12 protein-coding genes are annotated in these 18241 nt (G+C 67.4%); all 12 read left to right on the forward strand.

What is annotated here, in order from left to right; translation table 11 throughout:
* The 12 genes from BACI71_RS15910 (at position 1) to BACI71_RS15965 (ending at position 18153) form a co-directional block, all read left to right on the forward strand.
* Positions 1-237 (forward strand): acyl carrier protein, encoded by a 237-nt coding sequence (locus BACI71_RS15910; RefSeq protein ID WP_028056834.1) that lies wholly within the window; start codon positions 1-3, stop codon positions 235-237.
* Between the two features lie 165 nt (positions 238-402).
* Entirely contained in the window at positions 403-1659 is a 1257-nt protein-coding gene (gene fabF / locus BACI71_RS15915; RefSeq protein ID WP_159760262.1) for a beta-ketoacyl-ACP synthase II, read from the forward strand.
* Positions 1660-1669: 10 nt separating this feature from the next.
* Positions 1670-2638 carry an endolytic transglycosylase MltG gene (gene mltG / locus BACI71_RS15920; protein WP_159760264.1) on the forward strand — a complete coding sequence of 323 codons (969 nt, stop codon included), beginning with the start codon at positions 1670-1672 and terminating at the stop codon, positions 2636-2638.
* Positions 2639-2721: 83 nt separating this feature from the next.
* Entirely contained in the window at positions 2722-4047 is a 1326-nt protein-coding gene (locus BACI71_RS15925) for a chloride channel protein (protein ID WP_159760266.1), read from the forward strand.
* A gap of 72 nt (positions 4048-4119) precedes the next feature.
* Complete coding sequence (locus BACI71_RS15930; protein WP_159761284.1) at positions 4120-5025, forward strand: dihydrodipicolinate synthase family protein; 906 nt, start codon at positions 4120-4122, stop codon at positions 5023-5025.
* Complete coding sequence (locus BACI71_RS15935; protein ID WP_159760268.1) at positions 5025-6020, forward strand: 4-hydroxyproline epimerase; 996 nt, start codon at positions 5025-5027, stop codon at positions 6018-6020. Before BACI71_RS15930 ends, BACI71_RS15935 begins: the two co-directional genes overlap by 1 nt.
* 164 nt (positions 6021-6184) lie before the next feature.
* Positions 6185-7588 carry an amino acid permease gene (locus tag BACI71_RS15940; RefSeq protein ID WP_443018512.1) on the forward strand — a complete coding sequence of 468 codons (1404 nt, stop codon included), beginning with the start codon at positions 6185-6187 and terminating at the stop codon, positions 7586-7588.
* Positions 7585-8817, forward strand: a complete 1233-nt coding sequence (locus BACI71_RS15945) for an NAD(P)/FAD-dependent oxidoreductase (RefSeq protein ID WP_159760272.1) — start codon at positions 7585-7587, stop codon at positions 8815-8817. Before BACI71_RS15940 ends, BACI71_RS15945 begins: the two co-directional genes overlap by 4 nt.
* Positions 8818-8954: 137 nt before the next feature.
* Positions 8955-9626: a GntR family transcriptional regulator gene (locus BACI71_RS15950; RefSeq protein WP_159760274.1), complete on the forward strand. Its 672-nt coding sequence runs from the start codon at positions 8955-8957 to the stop codon at positions 9624-9626.
* 175 nt (positions 9627-9801) lie between these two features.
* Positions 9802-12735, forward strand: a complete 2934-nt coding sequence (locus tag BACI71_RS15955; RefSeq protein WP_159760276.1) for a TonB-dependent receptor domain-containing protein — start codon at positions 9802-9804, stop codon at positions 12733-12735.
* Between the two features lie 64 nt (positions 12736-12799).
* Positions 12800-15907, forward strand: coding sequence for a glycoside hydrolase family 2 TIM barrel-domain containing protein (locus BACI71_RS15960; RefSeq protein WP_159760278.1), 3108 nt, complete (start codon positions 12800-12802; stop codon positions 15905-15907).
* Complete coding sequence (locus BACI71_RS15965) at positions 15904-18153, forward strand: S9 family peptidase (RefSeq protein WP_159760280.1); 2250 nt, start codon at positions 15904-15906, stop codon at positions 18151-18153. The genes BACI71_RS15960 and BACI71_RS15965 overlap by 4 nt, the downstream gene beginning before the upstream one ends.
* The last annotated feature ends 88 nt before the right edge of the window (positions 18154-18241 follow it).

Raw genomic sequence — 18241 nt, forward strand, 5'->3', positions numbered from 1 at the left:
ATGAGCGAGACCGCCGACCGCGTGAAGAAGATCGTCGTCGAGCATCTCGGCGTCGAAGCCGACAAGGTGACCGAGGACGCCAGCTTCATCGACGATCTGGGCGCGGACAGCCTCGACATCGTCGAGCTGGTCATGGCGTTCGAGGAAGAGTTCGGGGTGGAAATCCCGGACGACGCCGCCGAGAAGATCTCGACCGTCAAGGACGCGATCACCTATATCGACGAGCACAAGGGCTAAGGCCCTGATGCGCCGGGTGGCGGGGCTTCTCGTCCCTGCCGACGCCCGGCCGTCGAACAGATTTGAGCGGCTTCCCGTCCTTCGCTAGAGGATGGGGAGCCGTTTCGTTTATGAAGACCGCCGGATGCGTGGGAGAGGCGCAAAGGGCGGGAAGAAGGGAAGCCTATGCGTCGCGTCGTCGTCACCGGACTTGGCCTCGTCACCCCGCTCGGGGCGGACGTGGAAACCGCCTGGGCGAACCTGATTGCCGGGAAATCGGGCGCCGGCCCGATCACGCGCTTCGACACCACCGGGCAGAAGTGCCTGATCGCGTGCGAGGTGAAGCCGAAGGACCATGAATATGGCTTCGATCCCGACAAGCGCGTGGACCACAAGGTCCAGCGGCAGGTCGACCCGTTCATCATCTATGGCATCGATGCCGCGGGGCAGGCGCTGGAAGACGCCGGGCTGACCGAGATGGACGAGGAGATGCGGATGCGCGCGGGCGTGTCGATCGGATCGGGGATCGGTGGCTTGCCGGGGATCGAGATCGAATCGGTCAACCTCCACGAGCGCGGTCCGGGCCGTGTGAGTCCGCATTTCGTCCACGGTCGCCTCATCAACCTGATTTCGGGTCAGGTTTCGATCAAATACGGCTTGATGGGGCCGAATCACGCGGTCGTCACCGCCTGCTCGACCGGTGCGCATTCGATCGGCGACGCGGCGCGGATGATCCGCGACGACGATGCCGACATCATGCTGGCGGGCGGGGCGGAGAGCACGGTCAACCCGCTTGGCGTCGCTGGCTTCGCACAGGCGCGTGCGCTCAATTGCAGCATGAACGATCGGCCCGAACAGGCCAGCCGGCCGTATGACAAGGACCGCGACGGCTTCGTGATGGGCGAGGGCGCGGGCGTGATCGTGCTCGAGGAATATGAGCACGCCAAGGCGCGCGGCGCGAAAATCTATGCCGAGGTGGTCGGTTACGGCCTGTCGGGCGACGCCTATCACGTCACCGCGCCGCATCCCGAGGGTAAGGGTGCGGAACTGGCGATGCGGATGGCGCTGCGCAAGGCGGGGATGACCCCGGCGGACATCGATTACATCAACGCGCACGGCACCTCGACGATGGCCGACACGATCGAGCTGGCGGCGGCAAAGCGCGTGTTCGGCGACGATCTGTCGGGCGCGTCGATGTCGAGCACCAAGTCGGCGATCGGGCATCTGCTCGGCGGCGCGGGCGCGGTGGAGAGCATCTTCTGCATTCTCGCGATGCGCGACCAGATCGTGCCACCGACGCTCAACCTCGACAATCCCGACGAGGGCACCGAGGGCGTCGATCTCGTCCCGCATCATGCCAGGAAGCGGCCGGTGCGCGCGGTGCTGAACAATTCGTTTGGCTTCGGCGGCACCAACGCTTCGCTGGTGATGAAGGCGGTCTGAGGCTAGGACCATGCGCAGGCTCGGCTGCTTTGCCCTTGTCGCCGGCCTGCTGTTGGTCGCAGCCGGCTTCTGGGTCGGATATGGCTGGAAGGGTGCGGGGCCGTTGCCGCGCGCCGCCAATGTCGGGATCGCCGAAGGGTCGAGCCTCGCTGCTGCGGCGCGGACACTGGAAAAGGCCGGGGTGATCGCCTCGGCGCGCCGCTTCCGCGTGCAGGCGCGGCTCTTCGCGTCGGGCGCGCCGATCAAGGCGGGCGAATATGCGTTCCCCGAACATGCCAGCGCCGCGCAGGTGCTCGCGATCCTGCAGGGCGGCAAGGCCGTGCAGCGGCTGGTGGTGGTCCCCGAGGGGCTGCCGTCGGTGATGGTGCGCGACGCGCTGATGAAAGCCGAGACGCTGACCGGCGACGTCAACGTACCCGCGGAAGGCTCGGTGCTGCCCGATGGCTATGCCTTCGAACGCGGCGAGCCACGCGCGGCGGTGCTCGCGCGGATGCAGGCGGCGATGCGGAAGTATCTTGCAGCGGCGTGGAAGACGCGCAAGCCGGGGGCGGTCGTGACGACGCCGGCGCAGGCGATCATCCTCGCCTCGATCGTCGAGAAGGAAACCGCCAAGCCCGAGGAGCGGCGGACGGTGGCGGCGGTCTACGGCAACCGGCTGCGGCTCGGGATGCCGCTGCAGGCTGATCCGACCGTTATTTATCCGATCACCAGGGGGCGGCCGCTGGGCCGGCGTATCCGGCAATCGGAACTGCGCGCAAAGAACGGATATAATACGTATGCGGAGACGGGGCTGCCGGCCGGGCCGATCGCCAATCCGGGACGGCTGTCGATCGATGCGGTGCTGAACCCGGCCGAGACGAAGGCGCTGTATTTCGTCGCGGACGGAAGCGGCGGGCACGTCTTCGCGGATACGCTGGCCGAGCATAATGCCAATGTGAAGAAATGGTACGCGATCCGTCACGCGCGCGGGGAAATGTAGGCGGACCGCTTACCGGCAATGTGACTCGCCGACCCACGCCGCGGTGCTGGCCTTTTCGGCGCACGCGCGTGTAAGGCGTCGGAATGGCGCAGCAAACTTCATCGCGGCACGGGCGGTTCGGCTGGACGCCCGCGCGGATGCGGGCGTTGCTCCGGTCGCAGCGCCCGCGCGCACGGCGGTTGCGCGCGCGGCTCGCGATTCTTGCCGGGGCAGTGGCGATCGGGCTGGCGGCGACCGTCTTCGCGCTGGCGGCGGATGCGTGCGGCGAGCTTTTTGCCGGCTTCGCGCGGCAGCATCGCTGGGTGCCGATGATCACGACTCCGCTGACCTTCGGCGCTTTGGTGTGGCTGACGCGGCGCTACGTGCCGCTGGCGCGCGGGTCCGGCATCCCGCAAGTGATGGCGGCGCAGGCCGATCCCGAGGCGGCGACGCGCTCGCTGGTGTCGCTGCCGACGGTGATCGGCAAGGCGGCGCTGACGCTCGCCGCGGTGCTGGCGGGGGCGTCGGTGGGGCGCGAGGGGCCGACCGTGCAGATCGCCGCGGCGATCATGGGGCTGACGCACCGCATCCTGCGCGTCCCGCTGCGCGCGGGCGTGCTGATCGCGGGCGGCGCGGCCGGGGTGGCGGCGGCGTTCAATACGCCATTGGCCGGGTTGCTGTTCGCCATCGAGGAACTCGCCGCCGCCTATGAGCAGAAGGTGACGTTGCTGGTGGTCGGCGCGATCGTCATCGCGGGGATGGTCGCGCAGTCGGTGCAGGGCGACTATCTCTATTTCGGTCTGGTCGGCGCGCACATGCCGATCGGATCGGCGCTGGTCGTCGCCGGAGCGGCGGGGCTGGTCGGCGGGCTGGCGGGCGGGGCGTTCGCGCGCGCGATGCTGGCGCTGGCCGGCGGCGTGCATCCCGTGGCAGCGTGGAGCAAGCGGCGCCCGGTGTGGTTTGCGGTCGGATGCGGCGTGGTGGTCGCGGCGCTGGGGTGCGGGACGGGGCTGACCTGGGGCACCGGCTATAGCGCGGCGCGGGCGATGATCGGCGGGGTCGACGCGCCGCTGTGGTTCGGCCCGGCCAAGCTGCTGGCGACGCTGGCGACCGCGGTGGCAGGGTTGCCGGGCGGGATCTTCGCGCCATCGCTGGCGGTCGGCGCGGGGGTCGGCAACCTGCTGCGGCCGCTGTTCGCCGACTCACCGGCGTCGGCGGTCGTGATTCTCGGCATGGTCGGCTATTTCACCGGGGTTGTCCGGGCGCCCTTGACCGCGGTCATCATCCTGGCGGAGACCACCGGAAGCCGCGGGCTGATGCTGCCGATGTTCGCGACCGCGTTTGTCGCAGATGGTGCCAGCCAGTCCATTTGCCGCGAGAAATTGTACCACGGCCTTGCGCGAACCTTCGCGGTATCGTCCAACAAATAGCTTGGTAACCCACAGTTTATATCGTATACGAACCTCATCATTCAGGAGGACGATGTGGTTTCTGGTTCGAGCATGTGGACGGGCGTCTATCCCGCAGCAACGACGCAGTTCGCGGCTGATGGTTCGGTGGACATCGACGCGACGCAGCGCGGGTTGGTGGCGTTGGTCGAGGACGGCGTCGACGGGCTGATCCTGCTCGGCACGTGCGGGGAGAACAACTCGCTCGACGTCGACGAGAAGCATGCCGTGCTGCGCGCCGGCGTCGAGGCGGTCGGCGGGCGCGTGCCGCTGGTGTGCGGCGTGTCCGAGTTCACGACGCGCCGCGCGGCGGCGTTCGCGAAGGAGGTCGAGGACATCGGCGTCGACGCGCTGATGCTGCTCCCCGCAATGGTCTATGTCCCGACGCCGAACGAACTGGCGACGCATTTCCGCACCGTCGCCGAGGCGACCGGGCTGCCGATCATGCTCTACAACAACCCGCCTGCGTACCGCGTGTCGGTCGACTTCAACACGCTCGAACTGCTGGAGCCGGTCAAGAACATCGTCGCGGTCAAGGAAAGCGCGCCCGATCCGCGCCGCTTCACCGACGTCATCAATCGCTTCGGCGACCGCTATATCGTAATGGCGGGGCTGGACGATGTCGCGCTGGAGGGCATGCTGCTCGGCGCGAGCGGCTGGGTCTCGGGGCTGACCAGCGCGTTCCCGAAGGAATCGGTGGCGCTGATCGCGGCGGTCGATCGCGGCGACTGGGAAGAGGCGCGGCGCATCTATCGCTGGTTCATGCCGCTGCTGCATCTCGATGCCGAGCATGATCTGGTCCAGTCGATCAAGCTGGCCGAGGAGATCATGGGGCGCGGGTCGGAGCGCGTGCGCCTGCCGCGTCTGCCGCTGGACGGCGCGCGTCGTGCCGAGGTGATTGCGATGGTCGAGAAATGCGCGGCGACGCGCCCGATCCTCAAGGAAGCAGTCGCGGCCTGATGCGCCACACTTTCTTCTGCATCGACGGCCACACGGCGGGCAATCCCGTCCGTCTGGTGGCCGGGGGCGCCCCGCTGCTGCGGGGTGCCAGCATGGCGGAGCGGCGGCAGGATTTCCTGGCGCGGTTCGACTGGATCCGCACCGGCTTGTGCTTCGAGCCGCGCGGGCACGACATGATGTCGGGCGGGTTCCTGTACCCGCCATGCGGCGATGCGGATGCGGCGATCCTGTTCATCGAGACGTCCGGGTGCCTGCCGATGTGCGGGCACGGGACGATCGGGATGATCACCTTCGGGCTGGAGAACGGCCTGATCACCCCGCGCGAGCCGGGACGCCTGCGCGTCGAGGTGCCTGCCGGGGTGATCGACATCGATTATGTCGCGGATGGCGACCGCGTGCGCTCGGTCAAGATCCGCAACGTGCCTGCCTATCTGGCGACGCAGGGATTGCGGATCGATGTGCCGGGGTTCGGCCCGCTGTCGATCGACGTCGCCTATGGCGGCAATTATTATGCGATCATCGAGCCGCAGGGTGCGTACACCGGGCTCGATGATCTCGGCGCGGCGCGGATCGTCGAGCTGAGCCGGACGGTCCGTGAACTGGTGCGCGCGGTCTATGAGCCGGTTCATCCGCTCGAGCCGACGATCCGCGGTGTCAGCCATGTGCTATGGGCGGACAAGCCGAAGGGCGAGGGCGCGGACGGGCGCAACGCGGTGTTCTATGGCGAGCGCGCGATCGATCGCAGTCCGTGTGGCACCGGCACCTCGGCGCGGCTTGCGCATCTTGCGGCGACCGGGCGGCTGAAGGTCGGCGACCGGTTCGTGCACGAAAGCTACATCGGCAGCCGCTTCATCGGGCGGGTCGAGGCGGAAACGACGATCGGCGAGCAGCCGGCGATCGTGCCGTCGATCGAAGGCTCGGCGATCGCGACGGGGTTCAACACGATCTGGATCGATCGTGAGGATCCGTTCTGGGGCGGGTTCACGGTGGTGTGATCGCCGCTACCCTCCGTCATTCCCGCGAAGGCGGGAATCCAGACGCGCTGGTCTTCGCAAATGCCGAAAGGTCAGAGGTTCTGGATCCCCGCCTGCGCGGGGATGACGACAGAGGGAAGGTGAACGGTAAATAACAAACAGGGGAGAGGCATTTGGCACGAGGGATATTGGGGCCGCTGAAGCCGCTCGATGCGCGGGAGACCGACCCGGATCGCAAGCTGCGCAAGACGCTGAGCTGGCCGCATCTGATCGCGCTGGGGATCGGCGCCATCGTCGGCACCGGCATCTACACGTTGACCGGGGTCGGCGCGGATCGTGCCGGGCCGGCGGTGATCCTGTCCTTCGCGATCGCCGGGGCAGTGTGCGCCTGCGCGGCGCTTGCCTATGCCGAGATGGCGACACTGATCCCGACCGCGGGCAGTGCCTATACCTATACCTATTCGGTGATCGGCGAGAGCATCGCCTGGATCGTCGGGTGGAGCCTGATCCTCGAATATTCGCTGGCGTGTTCGACGGTGGCGGTCGGCTGGTCCGCCTATCTGGTCGGGTGGTTGCAGAGCGCGGGGGTGCATCTGCCCGCCGCGTTGCTCTCGGGGCCGCACGGCGGCGGGATCGTCAACCTGCCGGCGGTGCTGGTCGCGCTCGGGATCGCGGGCATGCTGGTCGCGGGCACCAGGGAGAGTGCGACGTTCAACATCGTATTGGTTGCGATCAAGATGGTCGCGCTGGCGGTGTTCGTGTTCGTCGCCTTGCCGGCGTTCAACGGCGGCAATTTCGAGCCGTTCATGCCGTATGGCTTCGGCAGCCACGTTCAGGGCGGCGCGACGCGCGGGGTGATGGCGGCGGCGGCGATCGTGTTCTTTGCTTTCTACGGCTTCGATGCGGTCGCGACCTCGGCGGAGGAAGCGCGCAATCCGGGGCGTGACCTTACGATCGGGATCATCGGGTCGATGGCGGCGTGCACCCTGATCTACATGGGCGTTGCGGTCGCGGCGATCGGGGCGGTGAGCTATATCGACCTCGGCAAGTCGGCCGAGCCGCTCGCTTACGTGCTGCGCACGCTCCAGCATCCGTTTGCGGCGTGGGCGATCGGGCTGGCCGCGCTGATCGCGCTGCCGTCGGTGATCCTGGTCATGATGTACGGGCAGAGCCGCATCTTCTTCGTGATGTCGCGTGACGGATTGCTGCCGCGATCCTTGAGCCGCGTGTCGGCGCGCACCGGGTCGCCGGCGCTGGTGACGATGGTGACCGGCGTGTTCGTCGCGGCGGTGGCGGGGTTCTTCCGGCTCGACGAGATCGCCGAACTGGCGAATGCGGGCACGTTGCTGGCGTTCATCGCGGTGGCGGCGTGCATGATGATACTGCGCAAGCGCGCGCCCGAGCTGAAGCGCGTGTTCCGCTGCCCGGCGCCGATGCTGGTCGGGACGCTGGCGATCCTCGGCTGCATCTATCTGCTGGTCAGCCTGCCGACGCACACGCTGGAGCGGTTCGCCTTGTGGAACGTGCTGGGCGTGGTCTTCTATCTCGCCTACGGCCGTGCGCGCAGCCTGGTGCGGGCGCAGGCATGATCCGTTCGGCGATCGTCGTCGGCGACGGCGTGGTGGCGCTGAACGTCGCGCTCGCCTTGCAGAAGCGGGGCACGCAGGTGACGATCGTCGCGCCCGACGCGCCATGGCGCGGGGCGTCGTGGGGCAATGCCGGGCATATTGCGGTCGAGCAGGTCGCGCCGCTGGCGTCGCTGTCGACGATTGCCAGCGTGCCCACGCGGCTGTTCTCGCGCGGCGGGGCGCTGGCGCTGCCGGCCCGGGCGATCGGGTGGTGGCTGCCGTTCACGCTGCGGCTGCTGCGCGCCAGCACGCCGGCCCGATTCGCGCGCGGCAAGGCGGCGCTGTCGGCGATGCTCGCGACTGCGATCCCGGCGTGGCAGCGCGTGCTCGCGGAGGCGGGGATGCCCGAGCTGCTGCGCGTCGACGGCCATTATGTCGTCTGGGAGACGCCCGCGACGGCGGCGCGGGGGCGCGCGGCATGGCTGGCGGCGGATACCGGCACCGCGACGGTGCGGAACGCGACCGGGGAAGAACTGGCGCGATTGCGCACGCTGACCGGCGTGCCGTTGGCGGGCGCGATCCGGTTCGAAGGCAGTGGACAGATCACCGATACCGGCGCGCTGGGCGAGGCATTGGCCAAGCGGTTCAGCGCGGCGGGCGGCGCGAGGGTATATGACCGCGCCCGCTCCGTGATCGAGCGTGACGGCGGTGTGCGTGTCACGCTGGACGAGGCAGCGCCGCTCGACGCCGATGTCGTGGTGGTCGCAGCCGGCGCGGCCTCGGCGCCGCTGGTTGCGCCGCTCGGCCTGCGTGCGCCGCTGATCGCCGAGCGCGGCTATCATATCGAGGGCGATCCGGGCGACTGGCCCGCCGACCAGCCCCCGGTGGTGTTCGAGGACCGCGCGATGATCGTCACACGCTTCGCACAACGGCTGCGGGCCGCGAGCATCGTCGAATTCGCCGCGGTCGCGACGCCCGCCGATCCGCGCAAATGGGCGCGGCTGCGCGCGCATGTCGCGGCGCTCGGGCTGCCGTTGCGCGAGCCGGTCGCGCCGTGGATGGGCGCGCGGCCGACGTTGCCCGATTATCTCCCCGCGATCGGGCGGCGTGGTGCGGTGGCCTATGCATTCGGGCATCAGCATCTCGGGCTGACGCTCTCCGCGACGGGTGGCGAGGCGCTGGCCGCGTTGTTGCACGGCGAAACGCCGGCCTACGATCTGGCGCCGTTCGATCTTGCGCGGTTCGGTTGACGCCTGCGCTTCACGGTCCGGCCAGGGCGCCGTGATTTTCTGTTGCGATGCGGGACAGGACCGCGGGAGCCATTGCGCGCGGGCTGACGCGAGGGTTAAGTGATTTACCGGTATATCTCTGCCGGTTGGGGTTCTTCATGACCGGTATTATCGTCCGCAACCTTTCCGAACAACTCGTCGATCTCGTCCGCGACCGCATTCTGGCTGGTCAGGTGGATGTCGACCGCGCCATCCGGCAGGACGCGCTCGCCGCCGAACTGGGCGTCAGCAAGATCCCGTTGCGCGAGGCGCTGACGCGGCTCGAGCAGGAGGGGCTGGTTCGCTCACGCGCCAACCGCGGCTATTTCGTCCGCGAACTGACGATCGCCGAGGCCGAGGAGGTCTATGCGCTGCGCCTCAAGCTGGAACCCGAAGTGGCTGCGCAGGCGTCGGCGAATGCCAGCGAGCAGGAGCAGGCCGTTGCGATGCAGACGCTGGCGCAGCTCGACGCTGCGACCAACGCGCACGGCGACGGGGTCGGCGCCTTCAACCGCGCCTTTCACGTCGCGCTGCTGCGCCCGTCGCGGCAGCCGATCACGACCACGATGCTGGAGCGGCTGCACGTGCTCGGCGAGCGTTACGTGCGCAAGCATCTCGAACCGCTGGGACGCGACCAGCGTGCGAACGACGAGCATGCGCAATTGCTGGAAAGCTGGCTGTCGCGCGACACCGCGGCGGTGCGGGAGCGGATGTTCGCCCATATCGAGCAGACCGTGCTGGACCTGCGGCGCGAATTTCGCGGTGGTGCCGCTATTGGAGACGAGCGCTGATCCTTCTCGCGCACGAGAGGCGATCGGGCGCGCAGCCATCCCTCTGGAGTTCGTTCACCATCTAAGTAGCTGCCACCGAATCAATTTTCCTGCGCATGTTCGTATAATATATTTGATGTACGCTCCGCCGTCTGTATGATCGCGTTATCAAACAAGCGATCATGAGGGGGCAGACATGCTACGGACGAAGAGGTGGCTGGCATCGGCGGCGATCGGTGCGATGGTGCTGGGCGGAGCCGCGCCGGCGGTGGCGCAGGTCACGGCTGGCGATCAGGCAGCGGCGCCGGCGGACGCGCCGGGCGGGACGGAAGGCGAAGGCGTGGTCGTGACCGGCACGCGCCTCGCGCAGCCGGGCGTGATGAGCAACAGCCCGATCACGACGGTCGCCGCGGGCGAGATCCGGCTGCAGGGTGCGACCAACGTCGAGAGTGTGCTCAACCGCCTGCCGCAGATCACGCCGGACTCGAACGAGAATGTCTCAAACGGGTCGGACGGTACGGCAAAGGTCAATCTGCGCAACCTCGGTGCGAACCGGAACCTGACGCTGGTCAACGGGCAGCGGCTGCTGCCGATTCAGGCAACCGATCTCAACTTCATCCCGGCATTCATGGTCAAGCGGATCGACGTGGTGACCGGCGGCGCGTCGGCGGTGTACGGGTCGGACGCGGTATCGGGCGTCATCAACTTCGTGCTGCGCGACGATCTCAATGGCGTGCTCGGCAATGTGCAATACGGCTTCTCGGCGCATCATAACGACAACGCCACCAACCGTGACCGCGTCGCCGGGGCGGGCTTCAACCGCGCGCCCGACACGCCGGTCGATGGTCAGCGCTTCGATGCGAACATCGCGATGGGCGCCAACTTCGCGGACAACCGCGGCAACGTAACCGCCTATTTCGGCTATCGCGACGTCAAGCCGATCGTCCAGTACAACCGCGACGTATCCGCGTGCGCGCTCGATCCGAACGACACCCGCACCGCGTTGATCTGCGGTGGTTCGTCGAACAATGAATATGGCCGTTTCACGCCGCAGCGCGACGACGCCGGCGACTTCAACAACACCAAGGATGGCCAGAAGACGTGGGTGCCGTATGACAACAGCTTCCGCTACAATTATTCGCCGCTGAACTACTTCCAGCGCAACGACACGCGCATCACCGCCGGCGCGTTCGCGAAATATGAGGTGACTCCCGCCGTCGAGCTGTACGGCAGCTTCATGTTCATGGACGACCGCACCAATTCGCAGGTCGCGCCATCGGCGCTGTTCTACGGCTATGGCTATTCGGTGAATTGCGACAATCCGCTGATGAGCGCGCAGCAGGCCGGGTTGCTCTGCGGCGACAATGCCGGGAAGAGCGTCAATCAGGACACCTATATTGGCTATCGCCCGGTCGCCGCCCCGGCGCAGCCGCGCCGCGACGACCTGCGGCACACGGATTATCGCGTCACCGGCGGGGTGCGCGGGCAGATCGCGAAGGGCATCCGTTACGACGCCAATGCGCTGTTCTCGACCGTCCTCTTTAACGAAACCTACCAGAACGACATCGATCCGGCGCGCGCCAATCGCGCGCTGAAGGTCAGCCTGGTCAATGGCGCGCCGACCTGCCAGTCGGTGATCGACAAATCGGACCCGAGCTGCGTCCCGCTCAACGTCTTCCAATATGGCGGGCCGACCGCGGCGGCGCTCAGCTACATCTACGCGCCGACCAGCACCGAGGGGGTCGACAAGGAGACGGTGCTGTCGGGCACGGTCACCTTCGACGGCGGCGAATATGGCGCGAAGCTGCCATGGGCCGATACGGGCATCGGCGTAGTGGTCGGCGTCGAGCATCGCCGCGAAAGCCTGGAGTTCAGGGCCGACGCGCTGGCGCTCGCCAAGGGCACCAAGGAAAATGCGGGCGCCTTCAACGTCACCGAAGGCTTCACCGAGGTGCGGGTGCCGCTGGTCGAGAACCGGCCATTCTTCGAGGAGCTGTCACTGACCGGCGGCTATCGCTTCTCGAAGTACAGCACCACCGGCAAGGGCATCTCGACCTACAAGGGCGAAGTGGCGTGGGCGCCGTCGCGCGACCTGCGGCTGCGTGGCGGGTACAATCGGGCGATCCGCGCGCCGAACATCACCGAACTCTACTCCCCGCAATTTCCAGGCAACGTCGGCACGCAGGATCCGTGCGCCGGCAAGACGCCGACTGCGACCGCCGCACAATGCGCGCTCACCGGCGTGACGGCGGCGCAATATGGCCGGATCCCGGAATGCCCGAGCGAGCAGTGCACAGGCTTCTTCGGCGGCAATCCCGCGCTGAAGCCCGAGCAGGCGGATACCTATACCGCCGGCGTGGTGCTGACCCCGACCTTCGTGCGGGGGCTGACGCTGTCGGTCGATTATTACAACATCAAGGTGAAGAACTACATCAACTCGATCCCGATGCAGCTGACGATCGATCAGTGCATCGGCACCGGCAATCCGTTCTTCTGCTCGCTGTTCAACCGCAACCCGCGCAACGGCGTGCTGTTCTCGGGCGATGCGACAACCGCGGGCTATGTCCTGTCGACGACGCAGAACACCGGCTCGCTGGCGACCAGCGGCATCGACTTTACCGCCGATTATACGTTCCGCACCGCGATCGGCGCGCTGAGCACCAGCCTGGTCGGCACGTGGCTGCGTGATCTGACCACCGAGCCCTTGCCCGGGCTCGCGTCCTATGACTGCAAGGGCCTGTTCGGTGGCACCTGCGGTCAGCCGAGCCCCGAGTGGCGGCATCAGGCGCGCTTCACCTGGACGTCACCGGACGACAAGGGCTCGATCTCGCTCAACTGGCGCTACATCGGTCCGACCAAGGTGTCGTTCAACGACAAGGCGCAATTCCCGGGCAGCGCCACCTATGTCATCAACTCGCGTCTGCCGGTCGCCAATTACTTCGATCTGGCCGCCACCGCGACGGTGACCAAGGAGCTGACGCTGCGCGCGGGCGTCAACAACCTGCTGGATCGTGACCCACCTGCGATCGCCCAGGGCGTTCTGGCGTCGTTCGGCAATGGCAACACCTACCCCGGCGTGTACGACGTTGCGGGGCGCTCCTTCTTCGTCGGCCTGTCCGCCGAATTCTGAGTGCGGTGAACTGAAGGGGGCGGCCGGCGTGCACAGGCGTCGGCCGTCGTCGTGGGAGAGTAAGATGACGGGTCGGATCGCACTTGCCGTGCTGGTGTCAACGCTGGCGATCGCGCAGGCGACCGCCCAGAATGCGACGCCGCCCGCGACGCCGGCCACCGAATGGGAGCAGCCCGAGGTGATCCGCGTCGGGGCCGAGCCGATGCACGCGACCTTCGCCGGGTTCGAGAGCAAGGCCGCGGCGTTGCGCGACGATCCGGCGCGCTCGCGCTATCATCTGTCGCTCGACGGACAATGGTCGTTCCACCATTCGCCCAACCCCGAGGCGCGGCCGGTCGGGTTCGAGAAGCCCGGTTATGACGTGAGCAAATGGGGCAAGGTGGCGGTGCCCGGTATTCTGCAGGCCGAGGGACAGGGCACGCCGGTGTTCGTCGGCGCGGGCTATCCGTTCCCGCGCAACCAGCCGTGGATCGACCACGACATGAACGAGGTCGGCTCATACCGCCGCGAGGTGGTGGTGCCCGCGCACTTCGCGGGACGGCGGCTGTTGCTGACGGTCGGCGCGGCGGGCGCGGCCTATTATCTGTACGTCAACGGTGAGCGGGTCGGCTATTCCGAGGACTCGAAGCTGCCCGCCGAGTTCGACGTGACGAAGGCGATGCATCCCGGGCGGAATACGGTCGCGATCGAACTCTATCGCTATGCCGATGGCAGCTACCTGGAAGATCAGGATTTCTGGCGGGTCAACGGCATCGAGCGAAGCGTGACGCTCTATGCCGCGCCCGCGACGCACCTGCGCGATGTGGATGTGCGTGCCGGACTCGCCAATCAATATCGCGACGGCACGCTGGCGCTGAACGTTGCGGTCGGCGGCGGCGCGGCGCCGGTGCGGGTGCGCGCGACCGTTATGGATCGCGGGCGCGTGCTACTGAAGCGCGAGGGGACGCCGGATGCCGCGCGCAATGTGCAGCTCGACGGCACGATCCCGGCGGTGCGCGCGTGGAGCGCCGAGACGCCCGAGCTTTACACGCTGCTCGTCGAACTGCTCGATGCGAAGGGCAAGGTGATCGAGGCAACCGCGCGGAAGATTGGTTTCCGCACCGTCGCGATCGAGGACGGCGAGGTGCGCGTCAACGGACGGAGGATCACGATCCGCGGCGTCAACCGCCACGAGCACGACCCGCATACCTTTCACGTCGTCTCCGATGCGACGCTGCGCCGCGATCTGGAACTGATGAAGGCCGCGAATATCAACGCGCTGCGGCTGTCGCACTATCCCAACGATCCGCGCATCTACGATCTGGCCGACGAAGTCGGGCTGTATGTGATGGACGAGGCCAATATCGAGAGCCACGGCTATCTGGCGGAATCGCAGCAGAATGGCGATCCCGAGCATACGTTGCTCGGCTACAAGCCGGAGTGGAAGGCCGCGCATCTCGACCGCGTCGAGCGGATGGTCGAGCGCGACAAGAACCATCCGTCGATCATCTTCTGGTCGCTCGGCAACGAGACCGGCATCGGCAGCAGTTTCGAGGCCGCGGCGAAGTGGGTGAAGGCCCGCGACAATACGCGGCTGGTCAATTTCCTCGGCTATAGCATGAGCGGGTGGCGGCACCCGACCAATGCCTATGTCGATATCTTCGCGCCGATGTACGACGACGTCGAGAAGCTGGTCGATTATGCCGAGCGGCCGGAATTCACCCAGCCGCTGATCCTGTGCGAATATGCGCATGCGATGGGCAATAGCCTCGGCAACTTCCAGGATTATTGGGACGTCATCCACGCGCACAAGAAGCTGCAGGGTGGGTTCGTGTGGGACTGGGTGGATCAGACGATCATCCGCAAGGACGCAAACGGGCGCGAATATTGGGCGCAGGGCCGCGACTTCGTGCCGGATGGTGATGACAGTCCGGTCGGCGACGGGGTGATCCAGTCCGATCGGACGCCCGATCCGGAATATTACGAGCTGGCCAAGGTCTATGCGCCGATCCAGTTCGAGCGTGACGGCGCAGGCTATGCGGTGGTGAACCGGCATGACCATATCGACCTGTCGCACTTCACGCTCGATTATGCGGTGACGGAGGACGGGCGCGAGGTGGCGCGGGGATTCGTGCCGATGCCGCAGGTCGCGGCGGGCGCGCGCGTGCCGCTGTCGCTGGCGTTGCCGGCGGCGGGTGACGCGGGGGCGGAGCGGATGCTGGTGCTGCGCGCGCGGGCGACCAGGGGGGCGATCCCGCTGGTCGAGGCGGGGCATGTCGTCGGCTATGAGCAATTCGCCTTGTCGCCGCCGCGCGCGCTCGCCGCGCCGGTCGGCAGCGTCGCGCCGGTCGATGGCGGCGATACGTGGCGGCTCGCGGCGGGCGATGCGGTGCTGGAAATCGACAAGGCGACCGGGCTGGTGAAGCGCTATGCGCGCGGCGGGGCGACGCTGCTGACCGGCGGCGCACCCGATTTCTGGCGTGCGCCCACCGACAACGACGTCGGGACCGGCGTGACCAAGACGCACAAGATGTGGGAGCAGTTCAGCAACAACCGCCGGCTCGATGCGCTGGCGGTCGATGGTGATGCGATCGTGGTGACGCACGACATGGGTGTGGGATCGGTGAAGATCGTGACGCGCTGGACGATGGACCGCAAGGGACAGGCGCGCGCCGTGGTGCGCTTCGTGCCGATCCGTGACGACCTGCCCGATCCGCCGCGCGTCGGGGTGCAATTCCACATGACGCCGACGCTCGACCGACTGCACTGGTATGGGCGCGGACCGTGGGAGAATTATGCCGATCGCAAGACCGCGGCGCTGATCGGTGAATGGCGCGGTATGCTGGCCGAGCAATATCACGATTATGCGCGACCGCAGGAATCGGGGACCAAGCAGGACGTGCGCTGGTTCGACGTCACCGGCGCGAACGGCGCTGGCGTGCGCGTCAGTGGCGACCGGCCGCTGGCGATCAACGCGCTGCCGTTCCCTTATGCCGACCTGATGGAGAAGCCGCCCGCCACGGCGCATAGCAGCGACATCCGCGCGCACGGCGATGGCACGCTGCTGATCGACGCGGCGCAGAGCGGGGTGGGAGGCGACACCGGCTGGAGCCTCGATGGACGACCGCATATGAAATATCGCGTGCCGCTCGCGCCGCTCGAATGGACCTACACGCTGGGGGCGGCGCAATGAGGCGCGCGTTGCTGGCGGTCGCCTTGCTCACCACCCCGGCGCTGGCGCAGACTGACCCGCGCGTCGCGCGATCGATAGCGTTGCGCGATCAGTGGCAGTGGCTGACGCGCGATATCGCCTTCCCGGCGGAGTGGGACAGTGACGGGCGGCACTTCCATTATCGCAAGACCGTGGAAGGCGGGTTCGCGTTCGTCAACGTCGACGCCGCGACGCGCGCCCGGGCGGCGGCGTTCGATGCGGCGGCGGTGGCGAAGGGGCTCGGTGCGGCGCTGGGGCAGACGGTCGATCCGCGGCGGCTGCCGTTCGAGCATTTCGCGTTCGAGGGCGAGCGGCGCGCGATCGACTTCGCGATCGATTATGCGCCGTGGCGGTGCACGCTAACCGACTATGTTTGCGCGCCGGCTGAGGGCGGCGGCCCGCGCCCGCGCGGGTTCGGGGTGGTGCGCGACCTGAAGGTTCCGGCGCGCAACGTGCCGCACCGCTCGCCCGACGGCGCGCGCGAGGCGCTGGTGGTCGATGACAATCTCGTGTTGCGCGCGACGGGCGGGGACGATGAGGTCTGGCGTAGTCAGGACGGCAGCCCCGGCGACTTCTACGATCCCGAGACGATTAGCTGGTCGCCCGACGGCAAGTGGGTGGCGTTGTACCGCGTGCGGCCCGGTTACCGCCGGATCGTGACGCGCGTGGTCTCCTCGCCCAAAGGGCAGGTTCAGCCGACGCTCGCCGAGCAACTCTATCCCAAGCCCGGCGACGCGATCGATCAGGAACGGCCGGTGATCTTCGAGGCGGCGACCGGACGGCGCGTCGAGGTGTCGGACGCGTTGTTCCCGAACCCGTGGCAGCTCGGCGCGATCAGCTGGCGCAAGGACGGGCGCAGCTTTGCGTTCGATTATATGCGGCGCGGGTTCCAGCACGCCGCGGTGATCGCGGTGGATGCCGCCACCGGCGCGGCGCATGATGCGGTGCGCGAGGAGGCGAAGACCTTCATCTTCAACGAGCGGCGCTATGCGCATGACGTCGGCGACCAGGGGCGCGAGCTGATCTGGGCATCGGAGCGTGACGGCTGGCGGCACCTGTATCTGATCGACGCCGCGACCGGGCGGGTGAAGCGGCAGATCACGCACGGCGCGTGGGTGGTGCGCGATATCGCGCGTGTCGATGACGAACAGCGGCGGATCTGGTTTTCGGCCAGCGGCGTGACGCCGGGCGAGGACCCGTATCACAAACACTGGTTCCGCGTCGATTATGACGGGCGCAATTTGACGCGGCTGACCGACGGCGACGAAACGCACGAGGCGAGCTTCGCGCCGGACGGACGGACGTTCGTCGACGTGCATTCGCGCACCGATGTGCCCGAGGTCGCGGACGTGCGCGACGCGGTGAGCGGCAAGGTGCTGGCGACGCTGGAGCGCGGCGACGTGCGCGCGCTGACCGCCGCGGGTTATCGCCCGCCGGAGCCGTTCGTGGCGAAGGGGCGCGACGGCACGACCGACATCTACGGCCTGGTGGTGCGGCCGCGCGATTACGATCCCGCGAAACATTATGCGGTGATCGAGAACATCTATGCGGGGCCGCACGACAGCTTCGTGCCCAAGTTCTATTGGCCGTTCGGTGCCTTTTCGGGCGGCGACAAGGCGATGGGGATGCAGCAGATCGCCGATCTCGGCTTCATCGTCGTGATGATCGACGGGATGGGGACGGCGAACCGCTCGAAGGCGTTCCACGATGTCGCGTGGAAGAACCTCTCCGACAGCGGCTTTCCCGATCGCATCGCCTGGATGAAGGCGCTGGCGGCGAAGGATGCGTCGGTCGATCTGTCGCGGGTCGGCATTTATGGCGGTTCGGCGGGCGGGCAGAGCACGTTGAATGCGCTGCTGTTCCACCCGGACTTCTACAAGGCGGGGGTGGCGTTCGCGGGGTGTTTCGACAACCGCATGGACAAGATCGACTGGAACGAACAATGGCTCGGCTGGCCGGTCGATGCGAGCTATCTGGCGGCGTCGGGGGTGGTGCACGCCAGCCAATTGCGGGGCAAGTTGCTGCTGGTGGTCGGGGAGCAGGATTCGAACGTCGATCCGGCCTCGACGATGCAGGTGGTCGATGCGCTGGTGCGCGCCGATAAGGATTTCGAGCTGCTGGTGGTGCCGAATGGCGAACATGCCGTGGGGCGGTCGATCGGGCCGGTCGCTTACGGGCAGCGGCGGGAGTATGACTTCTTCCTGCGCGCGTTGGGCGGGGCGCGGTGATTGTTCGTCATTGCGAGCGTAGCGAAGCAATCCAGAGCGTCCGGATCCGGCTCTGGATTGCTTCGCTGCGCTCGCAATGACGGCTGCC

It is taken from the genome of Sphingomonas sp. 8AM, from assembly GCF_902506455.1.
Lineage (GTDB): Bacteria > Pseudomonadota > Alphaproteobacteria > Sphingomonadales > Sphingomonadaceae > Sphingomonas.